Annotated in this window: 13 protein-coding genes; 3 read left to right on the top strand and 10 right to left on the bottom strand. The window is 64.1% G+C overall.

Features of this window, described 5'->3' with window-relative positions; translation table 11 throughout:
• Position 1: 1 nt before the first annotated feature.
• Entirely contained in the window at positions 2-2,752 is a 2,751-nt protein-coding gene (locus ACTS1X_RS00355) for a nitrate/nitrite transporter (protein WP_442612398.1), read from the bottom strand.
• 239 nt (positions 2,753-2,991) lie between these two features.
• Between ACTS1X_RS00355 and ACTS1X_RS00350 the strand changes: the two genes are divergently transcribed.
• Positions 2,992-3,726: a cyclic nucleotide-binding domain-containing protein gene (locus tag ACTS1X_RS00350; RefSeq protein WP_442612397.1), complete on the top strand. Its 735-nt coding sequence runs from the start codon at positions 2,992-2,994 to the stop codon at positions 3,724-3,726.
• Here ACTS1X_RS00350 and ACTS1X_RS00345 read toward each other — a convergent pair.
• From ACTS1X_RS00345 to ACTS1X_RS00305, 9 genes are all read right to left on the bottom strand, one after another.
• On the bottom strand, positions 3,690-4,877 hold the full coding sequence (locus ACTS1X_RS00345; RefSeq protein ID WP_442612396.1) for an NnrS family protein: 1,188 nt from the start codon (positions 4,875-4,877) through the stop codon (positions 3,690-3,692). The two genes, ACTS1X_RS00350 and ACTS1X_RS00345, sit on opposite strands and share 37 nt — an antisense overlap.
• Entirely contained in the window at positions 4,874-6,106 is a 1,233-nt protein-coding gene (locus tag ACTS1X_RS00340) for an alginate export family protein (protein ID WP_442612395.1), read from the bottom strand. Before ACTS1X_RS00340 ends, ACTS1X_RS00345 begins: the two co-directional genes overlap by 4 nt.
• A gap of 89 nt (positions 6,107-6,195) precedes the next feature.
• A complete protein-coding gene (locus ACTS1X_RS00335; protein ID WP_442612394.1) occupies positions 6,196-6,927 on the bottom strand; it encodes a VIT1/CCC1 transporter family protein in 732 nt (243 codons plus the stop codon).
• 19 nt (positions 6,928-6,946) lie between these two features.
• Positions 6,947-8,716 (bottom strand): SulP family inorganic anion transporter, encoded by a 1,770-nt coding sequence (locus ACTS1X_RS00330; protein WP_442612393.1) that lies wholly within the window; start codon positions 8,714-8,716, stop codon positions 6,947-6,949.
• A 20-nt stretch (positions 8,717-8,736) separates the two neighbouring features.
• A complete protein-coding gene (locus ACTS1X_RS00325) occupies positions 8,737-10,056 on the bottom strand; it encodes an FAD-dependent oxidoreductase (RefSeq protein WP_442612392.1) in 1,320 nt (439 codons plus the stop codon).
• Between the two features lie 4 nt (positions 10,057-10,060).
• Entirely contained in the window at positions 10,061-10,501 is a 441-nt protein-coding gene (locus tag ACTS1X_RS00320; protein ID WP_442612423.1) for a DUF6691 family protein, read from the bottom strand.
• A gap of 5 nt (positions 10,502-10,506) precedes the next feature.
• Positions 10,507-10,944: a YeeE/YedE family protein gene (locus tag ACTS1X_RS00315; protein WP_442612391.1), complete on the bottom strand. Its 438-nt coding sequence runs from the start codon at positions 10,942-10,944 to the stop codon at positions 10,507-10,509.
• Between the two features lie 2 nt (positions 10,945-10,946).
• Positions 10,947-11,900, bottom strand: a complete 954-nt coding sequence (locus tag ACTS1X_RS00310; protein WP_442612390.1) for an MBL fold metallo-hydrolase — start codon at positions 11,898-11,900, stop codon at positions 10,947-10,949.
• A gap of 244 nt (positions 11,901-12,144) precedes the next feature.
• Entirely contained in the window at positions 12,145-12,609 is a 465-nt protein-coding gene (locus tag ACTS1X_RS00305; RefSeq protein WP_442612389.1) for an Hsp20/alpha crystallin family protein, read from the bottom strand.
• Positions 12,610-12,832: 223 nt separating this feature from the next.
• Here ACTS1X_RS00305 and ACTS1X_RS00300 point away from each other — a divergent pair, with 223 nt between their 5' ends.
• Both ACTS1X_RS00300 and ACTS1X_RS00295 read left to right on the top strand, forming a co-directional pair.
• Complete coding sequence (locus tag ACTS1X_RS00300) at positions 12,833-13,966, top strand: sensor histidine kinase (protein ID WP_442612388.1); 1,134 nt, start codon at positions 12,833-12,835, stop codon at positions 13,964-13,966.
• Positions 13,967-13,968: 2 nt separating this feature from the next.
• A complete protein-coding gene (locus ACTS1X_RS00295) occupies positions 13,969-14,580 on the top strand; it encodes a response regulator transcription factor (protein WP_442612387.1) in 612 nt (203 codons plus the stop codon).
• Positions 14,581-14,606 lie beyond the last annotated feature (26 nt).

Below are 14,606 nucleotides of genomic sequence, written 5' to 3'. Positions count from 1 at the left end.
CTTATTCGGCGGGCTGGGGTTCAAGCTGGGGCTGGATGGGCGTTTCCCGGCCACGTTCGATGTCGTGCAGCAGGCCGCCGCGCCGCGAATAGACGAACCAGGTGACCGCGGCACAGGCCAAGTAGAAGAGCAGGAAGCCCCAGAGCGCCGCATCCGGCCGGCCGGTCATCGCGATCGCGCTGCCGTAGGATTTGGGGATGAAGAAGGCGCCATAAGCCGCGATTGCAGACGTAAAGCCGATGATCGCGGCCGATTCCTTCTCGGCGTTGCGCAGCTGGTCGTTTGCCGGAAGGCCCGGCATCAGCCGGCCGATTTCCTTGCGCATGATGATCGGGATCATCTGGAAGGTCGATGCGTTGCCGACGCCTGTGGCGAAGAACAGCAGCATGAACATCGCGAAGAAGCCCCAGAAGGCGCCCGGCTGATCCTTGATCCCGAGGAAATAGAGGACGCCCGCGACCGCCAGGATCATGACGAGGAACACCCAGAAGGTGACCCGCGCGCCGCCCCATTTGTCCGAGACCCAGCCCGTTGCCGCACGGGATACGGCGCCGATCAGCGGACCGAGGAACACATATTGGAGCGAGTTGGCATCGGGAAAGGCGATGTTCGCAAGCAGCGGGAAGCCGGCCGAATAGCCGATGAACGAACCGAAAGTGCCGGTGTAGAGGAAGCACATGATCCAGTTGTGCTTGCGCTGGAAGATGACGGCCTGTTCGGAAAAGCTCGCCTTGGCCGACGCGATGTCGTTCATCCCGAACCAGGCGAGCGCCGCGCTGACGAGGATGAACGGTATCCAGATGAAGCCGGCATTCTGAATCCAGAGCGGATCGCCGCCGGCAACCGGTTGCGGGTCGCCGCCGATCGCACCGAACACACCCATCGTGATGACGATCGGCACGACGAACTGCATGACCGAGACCCCGGCGTTGCCGAGGCCGGCGTTGAGCGCGAGCGCGTTGCCCTTCTGCCGCTTGGGGAAGAAGAAGCTGATATTGGCCATCGACGAAGCGAAATTGCCGCCGCCCAGGCCGCAGAGCAGAGCGAGCGTCAGGAAGATGAAATAGGGCGTATCGGGATCCTGCACCGCATAGCCTATGCCGAACGCCGGGATCGCCAGCGACAGGGTCGACAGCGTGGTCCAGAGCCGCCCGCCGAAGATCGGTACCATGAAGCTGTAGAATATCCGCAGGGTCGCACCGGACAGGCCGGGCAGCGCCGCGAGCCAGAACAGCTCGTCGGTCGAATAGGCGAACCCGATCGCCGGCAGTTTGGCGACGACGACCGACCAGACCATCCAGACCGAGAAGGCGAGCAGCAGGCAGGGAATCGAGATCCACAGGTTGCGCTGGGCGATCTTGGCGCCGGTGTCGGCCCAGAATTCCTCGTCCTCCGGCCGCCAGTCGGTCAGCGTCGGCGACCGTTGCTCGGGATGGGTTTCGGGTTCGTGGAGCTCCTGCATTTCCGGGAATTCGGGCAGTTCGGACAGTTCCTTGCCCATCGCTCTCTGTTCCATCTGCCGGACGGCGGCATGCATCCAGAGCAGCGCGACGCCGACCAGCGCGAAGAGCAGCATGAAGCAGCTTGTCCAGATGCCGGTCAGGTCGTTCATCGCGCCGAACGCGATCGGCAGCAGGAAGCCGCCCAAGCCCCCGATCATGCCGACAAGACCTCCCACGGCGCCGACATGACCGGGATAGTAGACCGGAATATGCTTGTAGACCGCCGCCTTGCCGAGCGACATGAAGAAACCGAGTATGAAGATGGTAACGACGAAGGGAATCAGACCCATCGAGGTGGAGAATTCAATCGGCCCCCGGATCCCGTGGATGACATAGTCGGTTTCTGGATAGGACAGCATGAACAGGCAGAGCAACGAAACGCCGAACGTCGCATACATCACTCGGCGGGCGCCATATTTGTCGGACAGATAGCCGCCATAGGCGCGGAACAGGCTGGCGGGGATCGAATAGGCGGCGGCCAACAGCCCCGCCGTCTTGATGTCGAGGCCGTAGACGTCGATCAGATAGTGCGGCAGCCAGAGCGCCAGAGCCACGAACGCGCCGAAGACGAAGAAATAATAGAGCGCGAAACGCCAGACCTGCTGGTTCTTGAGCGGTTCGAGCTGCATCAGCATCGAGCGCGGTTTCTCGCCGCTGGTCTTGCGGGCGCGGTGCTCGGGATCGTCTTCGGTGGTCAGCCAGAAAATGATCGCGGTGGCCGCGAGAACCACCGCCCAGACCTGCGCGACCGCCGTCCATCCAAAGGCGACGAGCACCATCGGCGCAAGCAGCTTGGTGACCGCGGCGCCGACATTGCCCGCGCCGAAGATGCCGAGCGCGGTGCCCTGCTTCTCGGTCGGGTAGAATTTGGAAACATAGGCGATGCCGACCGCGAAGCTGCCGCCGGCCAGGCCGACGCCCAGCGCGGCCAGTAGCATGACGGGATAGCTGGTCGCGAGCGACAGCAGGAAGGTTGCGGCCGCCGCGCTCAGCATCGTGAGCGTGTAGACCAGCCGCCCGCCATATTGATCGGTCCAGATGCCGAGGAATATTCGCGACAGCGACCCGGTGAGGATCGGCGTGCCGACCAGCAGGCCGAATTGCGTATCGCTCAGACCGAGATCGGCCTTGATCTGGATCCCGATGATCGAGAAGATCGTCCATACGGCGAAGCAGATGGTGAAGGCCGCCGTGCTCATGCCCAGCGCCTTGTGCTGCTGGCCCGGCCTTATCTCGGCAACATCGTGCATTGTCCGCTCCCCTCACCCCATGTGAATCGCAAAGGATTCTCCGTCGCTTCTGTCTGCGGAAGCGGATCGCGAAGCGTTTTGATTTATATCAAATGTCGGATTTGCCGATGAAAATCATACATTTATTGAGCGCTTATTTGACATAGTTCGGCAGGATGTCGCTCTATCGACAAGTGGGTCCTTGATATTTATCAAGCGCTGGTCGGTACAGTTTCCGGCGGCGGAAGGAAGAGACGCGCATGCGCCCCGAAGACATACCGATCGTGCGCAACCTGCCGCTGTTCGCCGACATGGACGATCAGCGATTCGACGAGCTGGTCGAAGCGGCGTTGCTCCAGACCTTTCCGCCCCAGGTCGATCTGATCCGCGAGGGCGATCCGGCCGATTTCCTCTATGTCCTCGTCGAGGGCGCGGTGGAGCTCTATGCCGGTCACAATGGCCGCGAAACGACGATGGCGGTGATCGAGCCGACATCGGCCTTCATCCTGGCGGCTGTGCTGAACGACGCCGTCTTCCTGATGTCGGCGCGGACCTTTCTGCCGTCGCGGATCATGATGATACCCAACGAGCATATCCGGCGATGCTTCGCCGAGGACAGGGCGTTCGCCGCGGCCGTGGCGGCCGAACTCTCCAAGGCCTATCGCCAGCTCGTCAAGCAGCACAAGGAGATCAAGCTGCGTCTGGCGGCCGAACGGCTGGCCAACTACCTGCTTCGCCAGTCCCAGGCGCGCGGCGATCCCACCCATTTCAAACTGCCGGCCGGCAAGGGAACGATTGCCGCCTTGCTCGGCATGACGCCCGAGAATCTCTCCCGGGCCTTTGGCGCCTTGTCCGCGCACGGCGTCCGGGTGCGGGGCGGGAATATCCATATCGACGATCGGGCGCTGCTTGCCGAATTCGCCAAGCCGACGCCGCTGATCGATGCGGTGGAAGAGATTTACGAACGGCGCGGCGTGAAGAGCATCGGGCCGTAGAGGATCGCGAACAGCAGGAAGCCCGATATCCACAGCAGTCCGCTCGCTGACATCAATAGCGCATAATCGACCGCGGTGAACGGCCCCGCGACGCGCACGGCCGCGCCGAGAAAGATCAGCGCGTAGATGGTCGTCGTGCCCGCGCCTGCCTCCAGCGGACGGCCGCAGTGGCCGAGGCTGGCGCGTGTCATCACCGCCATGGTCAGCTGCCCGATCGCCCCCGCCGTCAGCACGTGCAAGGCCAGCGACGGCGTAATCAGGTCCGGCCGCACGATTGCGACGCCCAACGTGAAGAAGGCGGCGACCAGCCATGCATAGGCCAGGTGCAGTATGGCGACCAAGGGTTCGCCCAATGTCCGCCAGCCGCGCCAGCGCGCCAGCCGGGCGAGATGGAGCGCGCCGACAACGATGAACGCATAGCCGACCAGCACCTGGTCCGGCGCCGCGATCCAGCCGATCAGCGTCAAACCCGTGAGCGCCAGAGCGATCTTGTCGAATGGTCCGAACGGGGCGGGAAGGGGGCGCGTTCCCTGCTTCTTCATCCAGTTGATCGTGAAGGACGGAATGATCCGCCCGCCGATCAGCGTCATCAGCATGACGGCGACCGACAGCCCCAGGCGCTGGCCGATATTGGCCGGAAGCGCCGCATGGCTTTCAAGATGAAACAGGACGTTTCCCAGCGCGAACAGGCTGACGAAAATGCAGACCGGAAGGTTGCGCCAATTCTTGCCGCGCAGCACCTCGCGCCATGCGAACCCGGCGAGGAGGATCAGGAAGGCGCTGTCGATCGCGGAAGCGGGAACGCCGTTCCCGACGACCATGGCAATGCGTCCGGCGAGCCAGACCAGCACGAACAGGAAGAGCGGCAGCCCCATCACCGGCAATCGGCCCGTCCAGTTCGGGATCGCGGTCATCAGGAACCCGGCGACGATCGCCGCCAGATAGCCGAACAGCATTTCGTGCGCATGCCAGCGCATCGCATCGCCGCCGATCCCATAGCCATGGGTGAAGGCCGCCAGCCAGAGCGGGATCGCGATCGCCGCCCAACAGGCGCCGAGAAAGAAGAAAGGACGGAAACCATGGCTCAGAAAGGCGGGGCCGGCATAGGCCCGGCGCCGGTCTCCGGCCGTCATCGGGGCGGGACCGGTCAAAATCCTATCTGCGTGGTCAGCCAGAATTTGCGGGTGTCGGTCGCGAAGCGGTCCGCGTCATAGTCCGCATATTTGAGCGCCAACGACCAGCCCGGACGCAGCGGGATCGAAAATTGCGCATTCCACTCGCGGCCGTAATGGATGTCCCCGCGGGTCGACCGGAAATCGTGATAGACGATCCGGAAGGCTGCATTCTCCAGGAATCCCGATCGAAACGGCCGGATGGTGGCGTCCGCATAGAGATCGCGCAGGCCGTCCGGCGGAGTCCGCAGAAATTTGTCGGACCAGCCGTTGAACGCGTGGAGCGTTGCCAGCGGGGTCTGCAGGGCGTCCACGCCGTTGCCGGCCAGCCGTTCATAGCCCAGCTGAAACGCGACCGGCCCGACCGTTACGCCCGGCTGGAGGAGAAGATAGGAGAGCGAGAAGTCGCGCGGGTATCCGGCATGATCGCTCTGCCGCGCATATTCCGCGGCATAGGTGAGCCTGACGTTCCCGCCGACCGGCCGCTGTCCCGTCAGGCGCAGGCCCCAGGTCCGCGACGAGTTCGCAGGCGCATCCGGGATATCGAGCAGATAGCCATAGGCGCTGATCGTGCCGAAATTCGTTACGTCGACCGAGCCGCGAATCATGTGGATGTCGTTGTCCCGCCAGATGCCCATGGGGGAGTCGGGACCGAATATCCGGTTGACCCGCCATGCATAGCCATAAGTCAGGCTGGTCGCGGCAGACGGATGCGCGGTTGCCAGGACGGCGTCATAGGTCTGGTCGTTCTGCCGCCAGCCGACCGAACCGATCCAGCGCTGGTTATCGAGATTGATGGCCTGGCGGCCGGCCTGCGCATCGACGCGGTCGGGCAGCTGCCAGCGGACATAGGCCTGGTTGAGCAACAGATCGTCCGGATCGGCGACGACCGGAAAGGCCGTCCGGCCGTTGACGGTGTCGTTGAAGTCGTCGGCGCCGAGATGCACTATCGCTTCGGCTTCGATATGGGCGCTCAGCCCGTGCCATTCCCGGGTGCGGGCGCCAGCCCGGATCCGCAACGTCGAGGCGGTGGCGTCATTCGGGAGGCCATCCTGGTCGACCAGCTCCAGCCGGTATCGGAAATCGACATAGGGATCGATGATCGACGGGCGTTCTTCGGCGCGGTCGCCGTCCGCGGCACGCGCGACAGAGGCCGGGCCGCATAGTGCCGCAACGACCAGCCAGGCGAGAGAAAGGCGTATGTGCATTCCGTCTCCCTATAGAGGGCGCGCGGCAATCGATTTGATATATGTCAAATATTGGCGAGTTTGGCCGGGCGGTACCGAGCAGCGCCGGTTCAGACGCTGATGTCCCAGATCGTGCGCAGCAGATAGCCGGTGAGATAGGCGAGGCCCGCCGCGGTTCCGCCGATGAACAGCGTTTCCAGACCCGAGCGCCACCAGGCGGTGAGCGCCCAGCGGCTCTTCGCGGCGCCGATCGCGACAAAGACTGTTCCCGTCATGGCGATCGAGACAGCGAGCGGATCGGCGATGGCGACGAGAAAAGGCAGCAGGGGCACAGCGCCGCAGATCGCGAAGGCCGAAAAGGTCGCGATGCCGGCACGCAGCGGGGAGGGATTGGTAGCGCCCAAGCCATATTCCTCGGCGACCATGAAATCGATCCACCGCTGGCGATCGGCGGTGACCGCCTCGACCGCCCGGTCCAGCGTCGATCCGGCGAGCCCGCTTTGCGCAAGGATCTGCCGGACCTCCTCGCGCTCGCCGTCGGGGTCGATCCGGACGTGACGGGCTTCGATCTCCCTGACCCGTTCGACATTGTCGACGACCGTCTTGGTTCCGCTATAATTGCTGGCTGCCATCGAGAAACCGTCCGCCAGCAGGTTGGCGAGGCCGAGGATCAGGATGACGTTGGCCGATAGCGCGGCGCCCACCACCCCCGCGACGATGGCGAAGGTGGTGATCGCCCCGTCGATCCCGCCATAGACGAAATCGCGGACATAGGAGGGCTTCGAGCCATCGGCCAGGCGTGCCGAGATCGCCGCCGGATCGTGGCTGTGTTCGAGTGTCATCGCGCCCTCCCGCGGACCCCTATATCAGACCGCGCGGCCCGTAGGGATCCAGTTCGGGTTTCCGGATGTCGGCGCTCTCGGTGCGCTTGGCCAGTTCGGCGAACGCCTGGTTCTGCGACAGGAATATCTCGCCGGTCAGTGCGTCGAGAAAGGGGGAAGCCTCGAGCCGGTCCATCACGGGGCCTTTCACCTCGGACAGGTGAAACTCGACATTCGCGTCCGCCAGCCGGTGGTTGATCGCCTCCAGGCTTTCGAGTGCGGAGGCGTCGATCTCGTTGACCGCGGAGCACATCAGCACGAGGTGCTTGAGTTCGGGATGGTCCGCCACCTGTTCGAGCACATATTCTTCCAGCCAGCGCGCGTTGAGATAGGTGAGGCTTTCGTCCACCCGGATCATCAGCACGTGCGGGAGGGTGATGACCTTGTGCCGCTCGACATTGCGGAAATGCTCCGTGTTCGGAACGCGGCCGATGACCGCGGCATGCGGTCGCGACGAGCGCCACAGGAACAGCGCCAGGCTGAGCGCGACCCCGGCGATCACGCCGGTCTCGACGCCCAGCAGCAGCGTTCCCGCGATGGTGATCGCCATCGCCGCGAAATCGGCCTTGGAATAGCGCCAGGTCACGAGCGGCGTTCTCAGATCGACGAGACTCAGCACCGCGACGATGATCGTCGCCGCCAACGTCGCGACGGGCAGCGCCTGGAGCAGCGGCGTCAACATCAATGCCGCCACCGCAATGCCGATCGCCGTGAAGGCGCCGGCTGCCGGCGTTTCCGCACCCGCATCGAAATTGACGACCGAGCGGGCGAATCCGCCGGTTACCGGATAGCCGCCCGAAAAGCCGGCCGCGATATTGGCGGCGCCGAGCCCGACGAGCTCCTGATCGGGCGCAATGCGCTGCCGGCGCTTGGCGGCGAGGGTCTGGGCGATCGAGACCGATTCCACGAACCCGATGATGCTGATCAGCAGCGCCGGGATGGCGAGCGCCAGCCAGAGTTCAGCGTCGAACAGCGGTGCGCCGATCGGCGGCAGGCCGGAGGGGATAACGCCGACGGTGTTCACACCGCGCTCTTCGAGCCCGAGCAGAAGGACGGCGACGATGGTGGCGATGACCGCGAAGACCGGCCCGGCCTTGGCGAGGAGATCGGCCGGGCGCGGCGCCAGCCCGATCCGGATCAGTAGCGGCTTGAGGCTCTTTCTGACCCAGAAGAGAAAGAGCAGCGATGCGACACCGATCGCCAACGTGGGTCCGTTGGTATCGGCGATATTGGCCCAGAGCCCGGAGAGCAGTTCGGGCATGGCGTGCCCGCCCGCCTCGATGCCGAGTATGTGTTTCAACTGGCTGGTCGCGATGATGATGCCGCTCGCGGTGATGAAGCCCGATACCACCGGATGCGATAGCAGGTTTGCCAGAAAACCGAGCCGCATCAGGCCCATCGCCAGCAGGATGATCCCCGAAAGCGTTGCGAGGATAAGCGCCGCGGCGATGTAATCGGCCGATCCGGCCACAGCGACCGTTCCGGCCGCCGCCGCGGTCATCAGCGAAACGACGGCGACCGGGCCGACGGCCAAGGTCCGGCTCGTGCCGAACAGCGCATAGGCGAGGAGCGGCAGGATGGAGGCGTAAAGCCCCACAACCGGCGGTAGCCCCGCGAGCATCGCATAGGCGAGGCTTTGCGGGATCAGCATTATGGTGACGATGATCGCCGCGACCAGATCGCTGGTCAGCGTCGAGCCGGTATAGTGCCGGCCCCAGTCGAGGATCGGAAAATAGCGGGACAATCGCATCAGGCGGGCGGAATTCCGACTCAACCGGCCGCGGATTCGGTTTGGGCGGAATCCGTCTCGGGCGGCTCCATCGCTCCGGGCACGATCTTCGGTCCGGCCAGCCATTCGTGCCCGCGCAGCATCCCGTTCCAATAGACCCAGGGCAGCAACGACGCCTTCAGATGCCAGGCCAGTCGCGAAGGTCGGGTCGGGTCGATCAGCCAGCGCGGGAAGGTCGGCTGCAATTCGCCGCCATAGCCGAATTCGGCGAGCACGATCTTGCCGCGCTCGACGGTCAGGGGGCAGGAGCCATAGCCGTCATAGGCGGCGTGGCGGCCGGTGCCGCTCAGCATGGCAAGGACGTTCCAGGCGACTATCGGCGCCTGTTTGCGGACGGCCGCGGCGGTCTTGGCATTGGGCGCCGAGCAGACATCGCCCAGCGCGAAGACGTTGCCGTAGCGCCGATGGCGGAGCGTTTCGTCATCGACCTCGACGAAGCCGTTCTCCGCCGCCAACGGGCTTTCGGCGATAAAGTCCGGCGCAACCTGCGGCGGCGTGATGTGCAGCATGTCGAAATCGCGCGTCACCTCGCCGCCGGCTTCGGCGAAGGTCGCGCGTTGGGCCGCGCCATCGACGGCGATCAGGCGCGATTCCAGTCGCAGCTCGATCCCGTATTTCTCGACATAGCTTTGCAGCGCGGGGACATAGTCGGCGACGCCGAACAGCGCGGGCGTGCTGGTGTGAAAGGCGACATCGATGTTCGGCAGCCGGCCCCAGTGCCGCCAATGGTCGCACGCCAGGTACATCACCTTTTGCGGGGCGCCGGCGCATTTGATCGGCATCGGCGGCTGGCTGAACAGCGCGACGCCTTCCTCGAGCGACTGCACCAGTTGCCAAGTATAAGGCGCGGTTTCGAACGTATAGTTGGAGGTGACGCCGTTCCTGCCGAGCGCGTCCGGGAGGCCGTCGATCTGCGCCCAGTCGAGCTTGATGCCGGCCGCCACGATCAGGACGCCGTAGGACAGCTGCGTTCCGTCTTCGAGGATTATCGTATCGCGGTCCGGCGCGAATTGCGCGACGCGGGCGCGGATCCAGTGCACGCCTTTCGGGATGACGCTTGCCATCGGCCGGTGCGTCTGGCTGCGTTCGAATATGCCGCCGCCCACCATTGTCCAACCGGGCTGATAATAATGGGTTTCGCGCGGTTCGACGATGGTGATCGAGAGGTCGCCATCGCGCTGCAGGAGGGAGGCGGCGACCGCTATCCCGGCCGATCCGCCACCGACGATCAGTATCTCATGCCTTTGCGACGCGCGATTGGCCGTACTGTCGGAACCTGACGAGAGATTTTTGGCGGCCATGGCTTCACCCCTTCTCGGTGACCAGCGTTTCGGCGGACGCCGGGCGGCTCAGGCTGCGATGGATCATCATCCCGACGATCATCGCCACGACGAAGATCAGCGCTTCGGACGGCCTGAGAGCGAGCCCGGCAATGGCGGGCCCCGGGCACAGACCGGCAACGCCCCATCCGACCCCGAACAGCAGCGATCCGCCGACCAGCTTGCCGTCGATTCCGGTTGTCGAGGGGATGTTGAACTCCGAGGATGCCAACGGGGAGGCGAGACGGCGCTGGACCTGCCAGGCGATCGCCATCGGCAGGATGGCGCCGGCCATCACGAAGGCGAGGGTCGGGTCCCAGCGGCCGAACAGGTCGAGAAAATCGCGCACCCGGGTCGGATCGGCCATGCCCGATATCGCCAGCCCGGCGCCGAACAGCGTGCCCGATCCGAGCGCCAGGATCGCCATGCGGATCACCAGCCCAGTCCCAGTGCGTTCATCGCAGCGACCGTTGCAAACCCCGCGCCCATGAAACACAGAGTTGCGACGACCGAGCGTTTCGAGAGGCGGGACAGGCCGCATACGCCATGACCGCTCGTGCAGCCGCTGCCGAGGCGCGTGCCGAAGCCAACGACGAGCCCGCCGACGATCAGGACGGCCGCGGACTCCGGAAACCGGGTTTCGATCGGACCGGAGAGCAGCGCCACCATGAATGCGCCGAGCGGGAGACCGACGACGAACATCCCCGCCAACACCAGCGGCGGCCCGCTGTCGGAAATCCGCATCATGCGGGCCAGCAGTCCGCTGACGCCGGCGATCCGCCCCAGTCCGAGCAGCATGACCGCGGCCGCCAGACCGATCATCAGGCCGCCGATCAGGCCCTGGACGGGCATGGCGTAATCAGGGATCATCGTCAGACGGCGTTCAGAGGAATCTTGAGGTAGCGCGTGCCATTATCCTCCGGCTCGGGGAAATGCCCGCCGCGCATATTCACCTGGATCGACGGCAGGATCAGCGTCGGCATGGCGAGCGTCGCGTCCCGCGCCGTGCGCATTGCGACGAATTCTTCCTCCGACACGCCGTTATGGACGTGGATATTATGGTCGCGTTCGTCGGCCACCGTTGTCTCCCACGCGAATTCGTCGCGGCCCGGCGCCTTGTAATCGTGGCAGAGAAACAGCCGGGTTTCGCCGGGCAACGAGAGGAGCCGCCGGATTGACCGGTAGAGTATATGCGCATCGCCGCCCGGGAAGTCGGCCCGCGCCGTGCCGTAATCGGGCATGAACAGCGTGTCGCCGATAAAGGCCGCATCGCCGATCACATAGGCGAGGTCGGCCGGCGTATGACCGGGAACATGCATCACGACGCCCTGGATCTCACCCAATTGGATGCGGTCGCCATCGTTGAACAGCCTGTCGAACTGCGATCCATCCTGCGCGAAACCGGGACCGGTGTTGAACAGCGCGCCGAACACTTTCTGGACGGTCAGTATCTCGCGGCCGATCGCTATCGCCCCGCCCAGCTTTTCCTGCAGATAGGGAGCGGCGGACAGGTGATCGGCATGGGCGTGGGTTTCGAGCAGCCATTCGACGTCGAGATCCTGATCCTTCACATAGGCGATGATCGCGTCGGCGGACGCGTGCGAGGTGCGGCCCGACGGTGCGTCGTAATCGAGCACCGAGTCGATGATGGCGGCCTTCATCGTCGTCGGATCGTGGATGACGTAGCTGGCGGTGAAGGTGGGTTCGTCGAAGAAGCAGCGAACGAAAGGCCTGGCCTTTTCATTCTTGCCCGCCGCTTCGACGATCGAACGGGCTTTCTGCAATGTCGTGTCGTCTTCCGGCTTGTCGACGGTCGCGGTGGTCAATCGGGCCTCCTGGTTCCAATCATGCGCGGCAAATTTGCCGGGCAATTCGGATATCTACGCGGGTCAGTTGGATGCGGCCATAGTGGCCGACCGATCATGGGAAGTTATTGATCCGCGTCAACTTTCGAAAGCCGGAAAAAGAGACGGCAGCCGGGCGCATCCGGGTCGCTTGATGCGCAGGGATCGGCTGCCGTCACCCATCGGGGTTACCGCCACGCAAAGGGTATGGCGGCACCCGATCGCGTTATCCGATTTCCACCTTCCGCGAATCCGGCTCGGCGTCCGCGGCCTTGGGCAGGATGACCTTGAGCACCCCGTCCTTGAATTCGGCCGATACCTCGTCTGGATCGACATGGGTCGGCAACCGCATGGCGCGCTGGAAGGTGCCGAAGCGGCGCTCGACCATCTGGTAGTCGTCCTCCTTTTCCTCGCGCGTGCTTTTCTTCTCGGCGCGGAGCGTGACACTGTCTTCGGTCACGCGAAGATCGACATCGTCCTTTGCCACGCCCGGCATTTCGGCGGTCAATTCGAAGCCGGCTTCGGTCTCCTTGAGATCGATTTTCGGTTTCATCGAAAGATCGTCGGACGCGATCGACAGGCCGCCGAAATCCTCGAACAGCCGGTCGACCTGATCCTGCAGCCTGCGAAACGGATGGAGCTGGAGACCATAGCGGCCTCGCAATCCGGGAACGGGCGGTCCGTCGGTCATGATAAGCCTCCTCTGATTGGTCCGGGCCGATCGGATTCGACAGTCGGCGCCTTCCGGGACCGACGCTTCGCAAGTCCGACCGGAATGCCCATATTCGTCGCACACGGCGAGTCGCGAGTTGATCGGCGTCAACCGCTCGGACTGTCATCCCGGCAAATCGGGCGCGCAGAGCGCTTGCATGGAATCCGCCCGACATGCGATGTCCAACCCGTGGGAGCCAGCCATGAATGTGCCCAAAGAACCGGATACGGAGCTCGCCCGGCGGGACCTGTTGTTGAACGCGCTGTTGTCCCTGTCGCCGGACATGATCGTGACGATCGACCGCCGCGGCATCATCCAGTCGATCGGCGCCGCGGCAACGACGATGTTCGGCTATTCGGGCGACGAATTGATCGGCGAGAATGTGAATCTGATGATGCCTTCGCCGCATCACGACCGTCATGACGCCTATATCGCGCGCTATGTCGAAACCCACGAGCCGCACATTATAGGCGTCGGCCGCAAAGTCGAAGCGCGACACAAGGACGGATCGCTTTTTCCCGTGTTCATCAGGGTTGCGGAGGTTTGGGACGGCGGAGAGCCGCTATTTGTCGGGTTGCTGCACGACCTGACCGAGGAAGAACGCGCAAAAGCGCGGGAAGAGGAGATGCGCACGGCGATGCAGCACATGGCGCGCGTCGCATCGATGGGCGAACTGGCGACCGGGCTGGCGCACGAGATCAACCAGCCGCTGGCGGCGATCAACCAGTATCTGAGCGCGGCCAGCCATCAGCTTTCCGAGAAAGACGCCGATATCGCATCCGCGCTGGAGTTCATCGAAAAGGCGAACCGGCAGACCGAACGCACCGGCGATATCATCCGGTCGCTCAGACGGTTCGTCCGCTTTACGGGTGGCGAAAAGACACGTTGCGCGCTCGAACCTTTGATCCGCGAAGCCGTCGATCTCTCGCTGCTGGAAAGCGAAAAGAAGCGGATCGCGGTCGAGCTCGATATCCCCGAAGACCTGCCGGCGGTCCGCGTCGAACCGGTGCAGATTCAGCAGGTGCTCCACAATCTCCTTCGCAATTCCGTGGAAGCGTTGAGCGATGCCGAGGTGCCGCTTATCCGGATATCGGCCAAGCCGCACCGCGATACGCACGTCCAGATATGCGTCGAGGATACCGGCACCGGCATCGATCCCAAATTGCGCGACGATCTTTTCGACCGGTTCGTGAGCGGCAACAGCAACGGGCTGGGCATAGGCCTCGCCATCTGCCGGTCGATCGTCACGGCGCATGGCGGGACGATCTGGGCGGAGGATCGCCCGGCCAACGGTGCCCGACTCTGTTTCGCCATTCCCGCTTCGACCGAGGGCTAGGGATGGCAACGGTCATTCTCGTCGACGATGATCCCGCGATCCTCGATGCGCTCGGCAGCCGTCTCAAGCTCGCCGGCTATGCGATCGAAACGCATGACGATGCCGAGAAATTCCTCGCCGATGCGGATCTGCGCGAAGCGGATTGCGTCATGCTCGATATCCGGATGCCCAAGCATGACGGCATGGACATCCTCGAGCAGCTCCAGCGCCGCGATCCGGCCCTGCCGGTCATCATGATGACCGGACATGGCGACGTTGATCTTGCGGTTTCGGCGATCCAGAAAGGGGCGGCGGATTTCCTCGAAAAGCCGTTCCTCGATACCCGGCTGATGGACGCGGTGGAAAAGGCCGTCTCGGAACGCGGAGCGGCGCGCGCGCAATCGGCGGAGCGCGCCGAGCTCGCCGCCCGAATGGATACGCTCACCCCGCGGGAGATGGATGTTTTCCGCGAGTTGGTCACTGGCCAGCCCAACAAGGTCATCGCCTATAATCTGGGGTGCAGCCCCCGGACGGTCGAAATCCATCGCGCGCGCGTCATGACGAAGATGGAGGCGAAAAACCTTGCGGATATCGTTCGAATGGCGATCCGGCTCGGCATCCATAACGGGGCGTAGCGCTTTGTCCGTACTGCAAGACGCGG

This window comes from Parasphingopyxis sp., assembly GCF_052168275.1.
Taxonomy (GTDB): Bacteria; Pseudomonadota; Alphaproteobacteria; order Sphingomonadales; family Sphingomonadaceae; genus Parasphingopyxis.
This window is presented reverse-complemented; position numbering and strand designations above follow the sequence as displayed.

What these genes read in the sequence shown, in the direction of transcription:
- ACTS1X_RS00355 (WP_442612398.1), bottom strand. Translation starts at nt 2,752, where the DNA reads ATGCACGATGTTGCCGAGATAAGGCCGGGCCAGCAGCACAAGGCGCTG.
- ACTS1X_RS00350 (WP_442612397.1), top strand. Translation starts at nt 2,992, where the DNA reads ATGCGCCCCGAAGACATACCGATCGTGCGCAACCTGCCGCTGTTCGCC.
- ACTS1X_RS00340 (WP_442612395.1), bottom strand. Translation starts at nt 6,106, where the DNA reads ATGCACATACGCCTTTCTCTCGCCTGGCTGGTCGTTGCGGCACTATGC.
- ACTS1X_RS00335 (WP_442612394.1), bottom strand. Translation starts at nt 6,927, where the DNA reads ATGACACTCGAACACAGCCACGATCCGGCGGCGATCTCGGCACGCCTG.
- ACTS1X_RS00330 (WP_442612393.1), bottom strand. Translation starts at nt 8,716, where the DNA reads ATGCGATTGTCCCGCTATTTTCCGATCCTCGACTGGGGCCGGCACTAT.
- ACTS1X_RS00325 (WP_442612392.1), bottom strand. Translation starts at nt 10,056, where the DNA reads ATGGCCGCCAAAAATCTCTCGTCAGGTTCCGACAGTACGGCCAATCGC.
- ACTS1X_RS00320 (WP_442612423.1), bottom strand. Translation starts at nt 10,501, where the DNA reads ATGGCGATCCTGGCGCTCGGATCGGGCACGCTGTTCGGCGCCGGGCTG.
- ACTS1X_RS00315 (WP_442612391.1), bottom strand. Translation starts at nt 10,944, where the DNA reads ATGATCCCTGATTACGCCATGCCCGTCCAGGGCCTGATCGGCGGCCTG.
- ACTS1X_RS00305 (WP_442612389.1), bottom strand. Translation starts at nt 12,609, where the DNA reads ATGACCGACGGACCGCCCGTTCCCGGATTGCGAGGCCGCTATGGTCTC.
- ACTS1X_RS00300 (WP_442612388.1), top strand. Translation starts at nt 12,833, where the DNA reads ATGAATGTGCCCAAAGAACCGGATACGGAGCTCGCCCGGCGGGACCTG.
- ACTS1X_RS00295 (WP_442612387.1), top strand. Translation starts at nt 13,969, where the DNA reads ATGGCAACGGTCATTCTCGTCGACGATGATCCCGCGATCCTCGATGCG.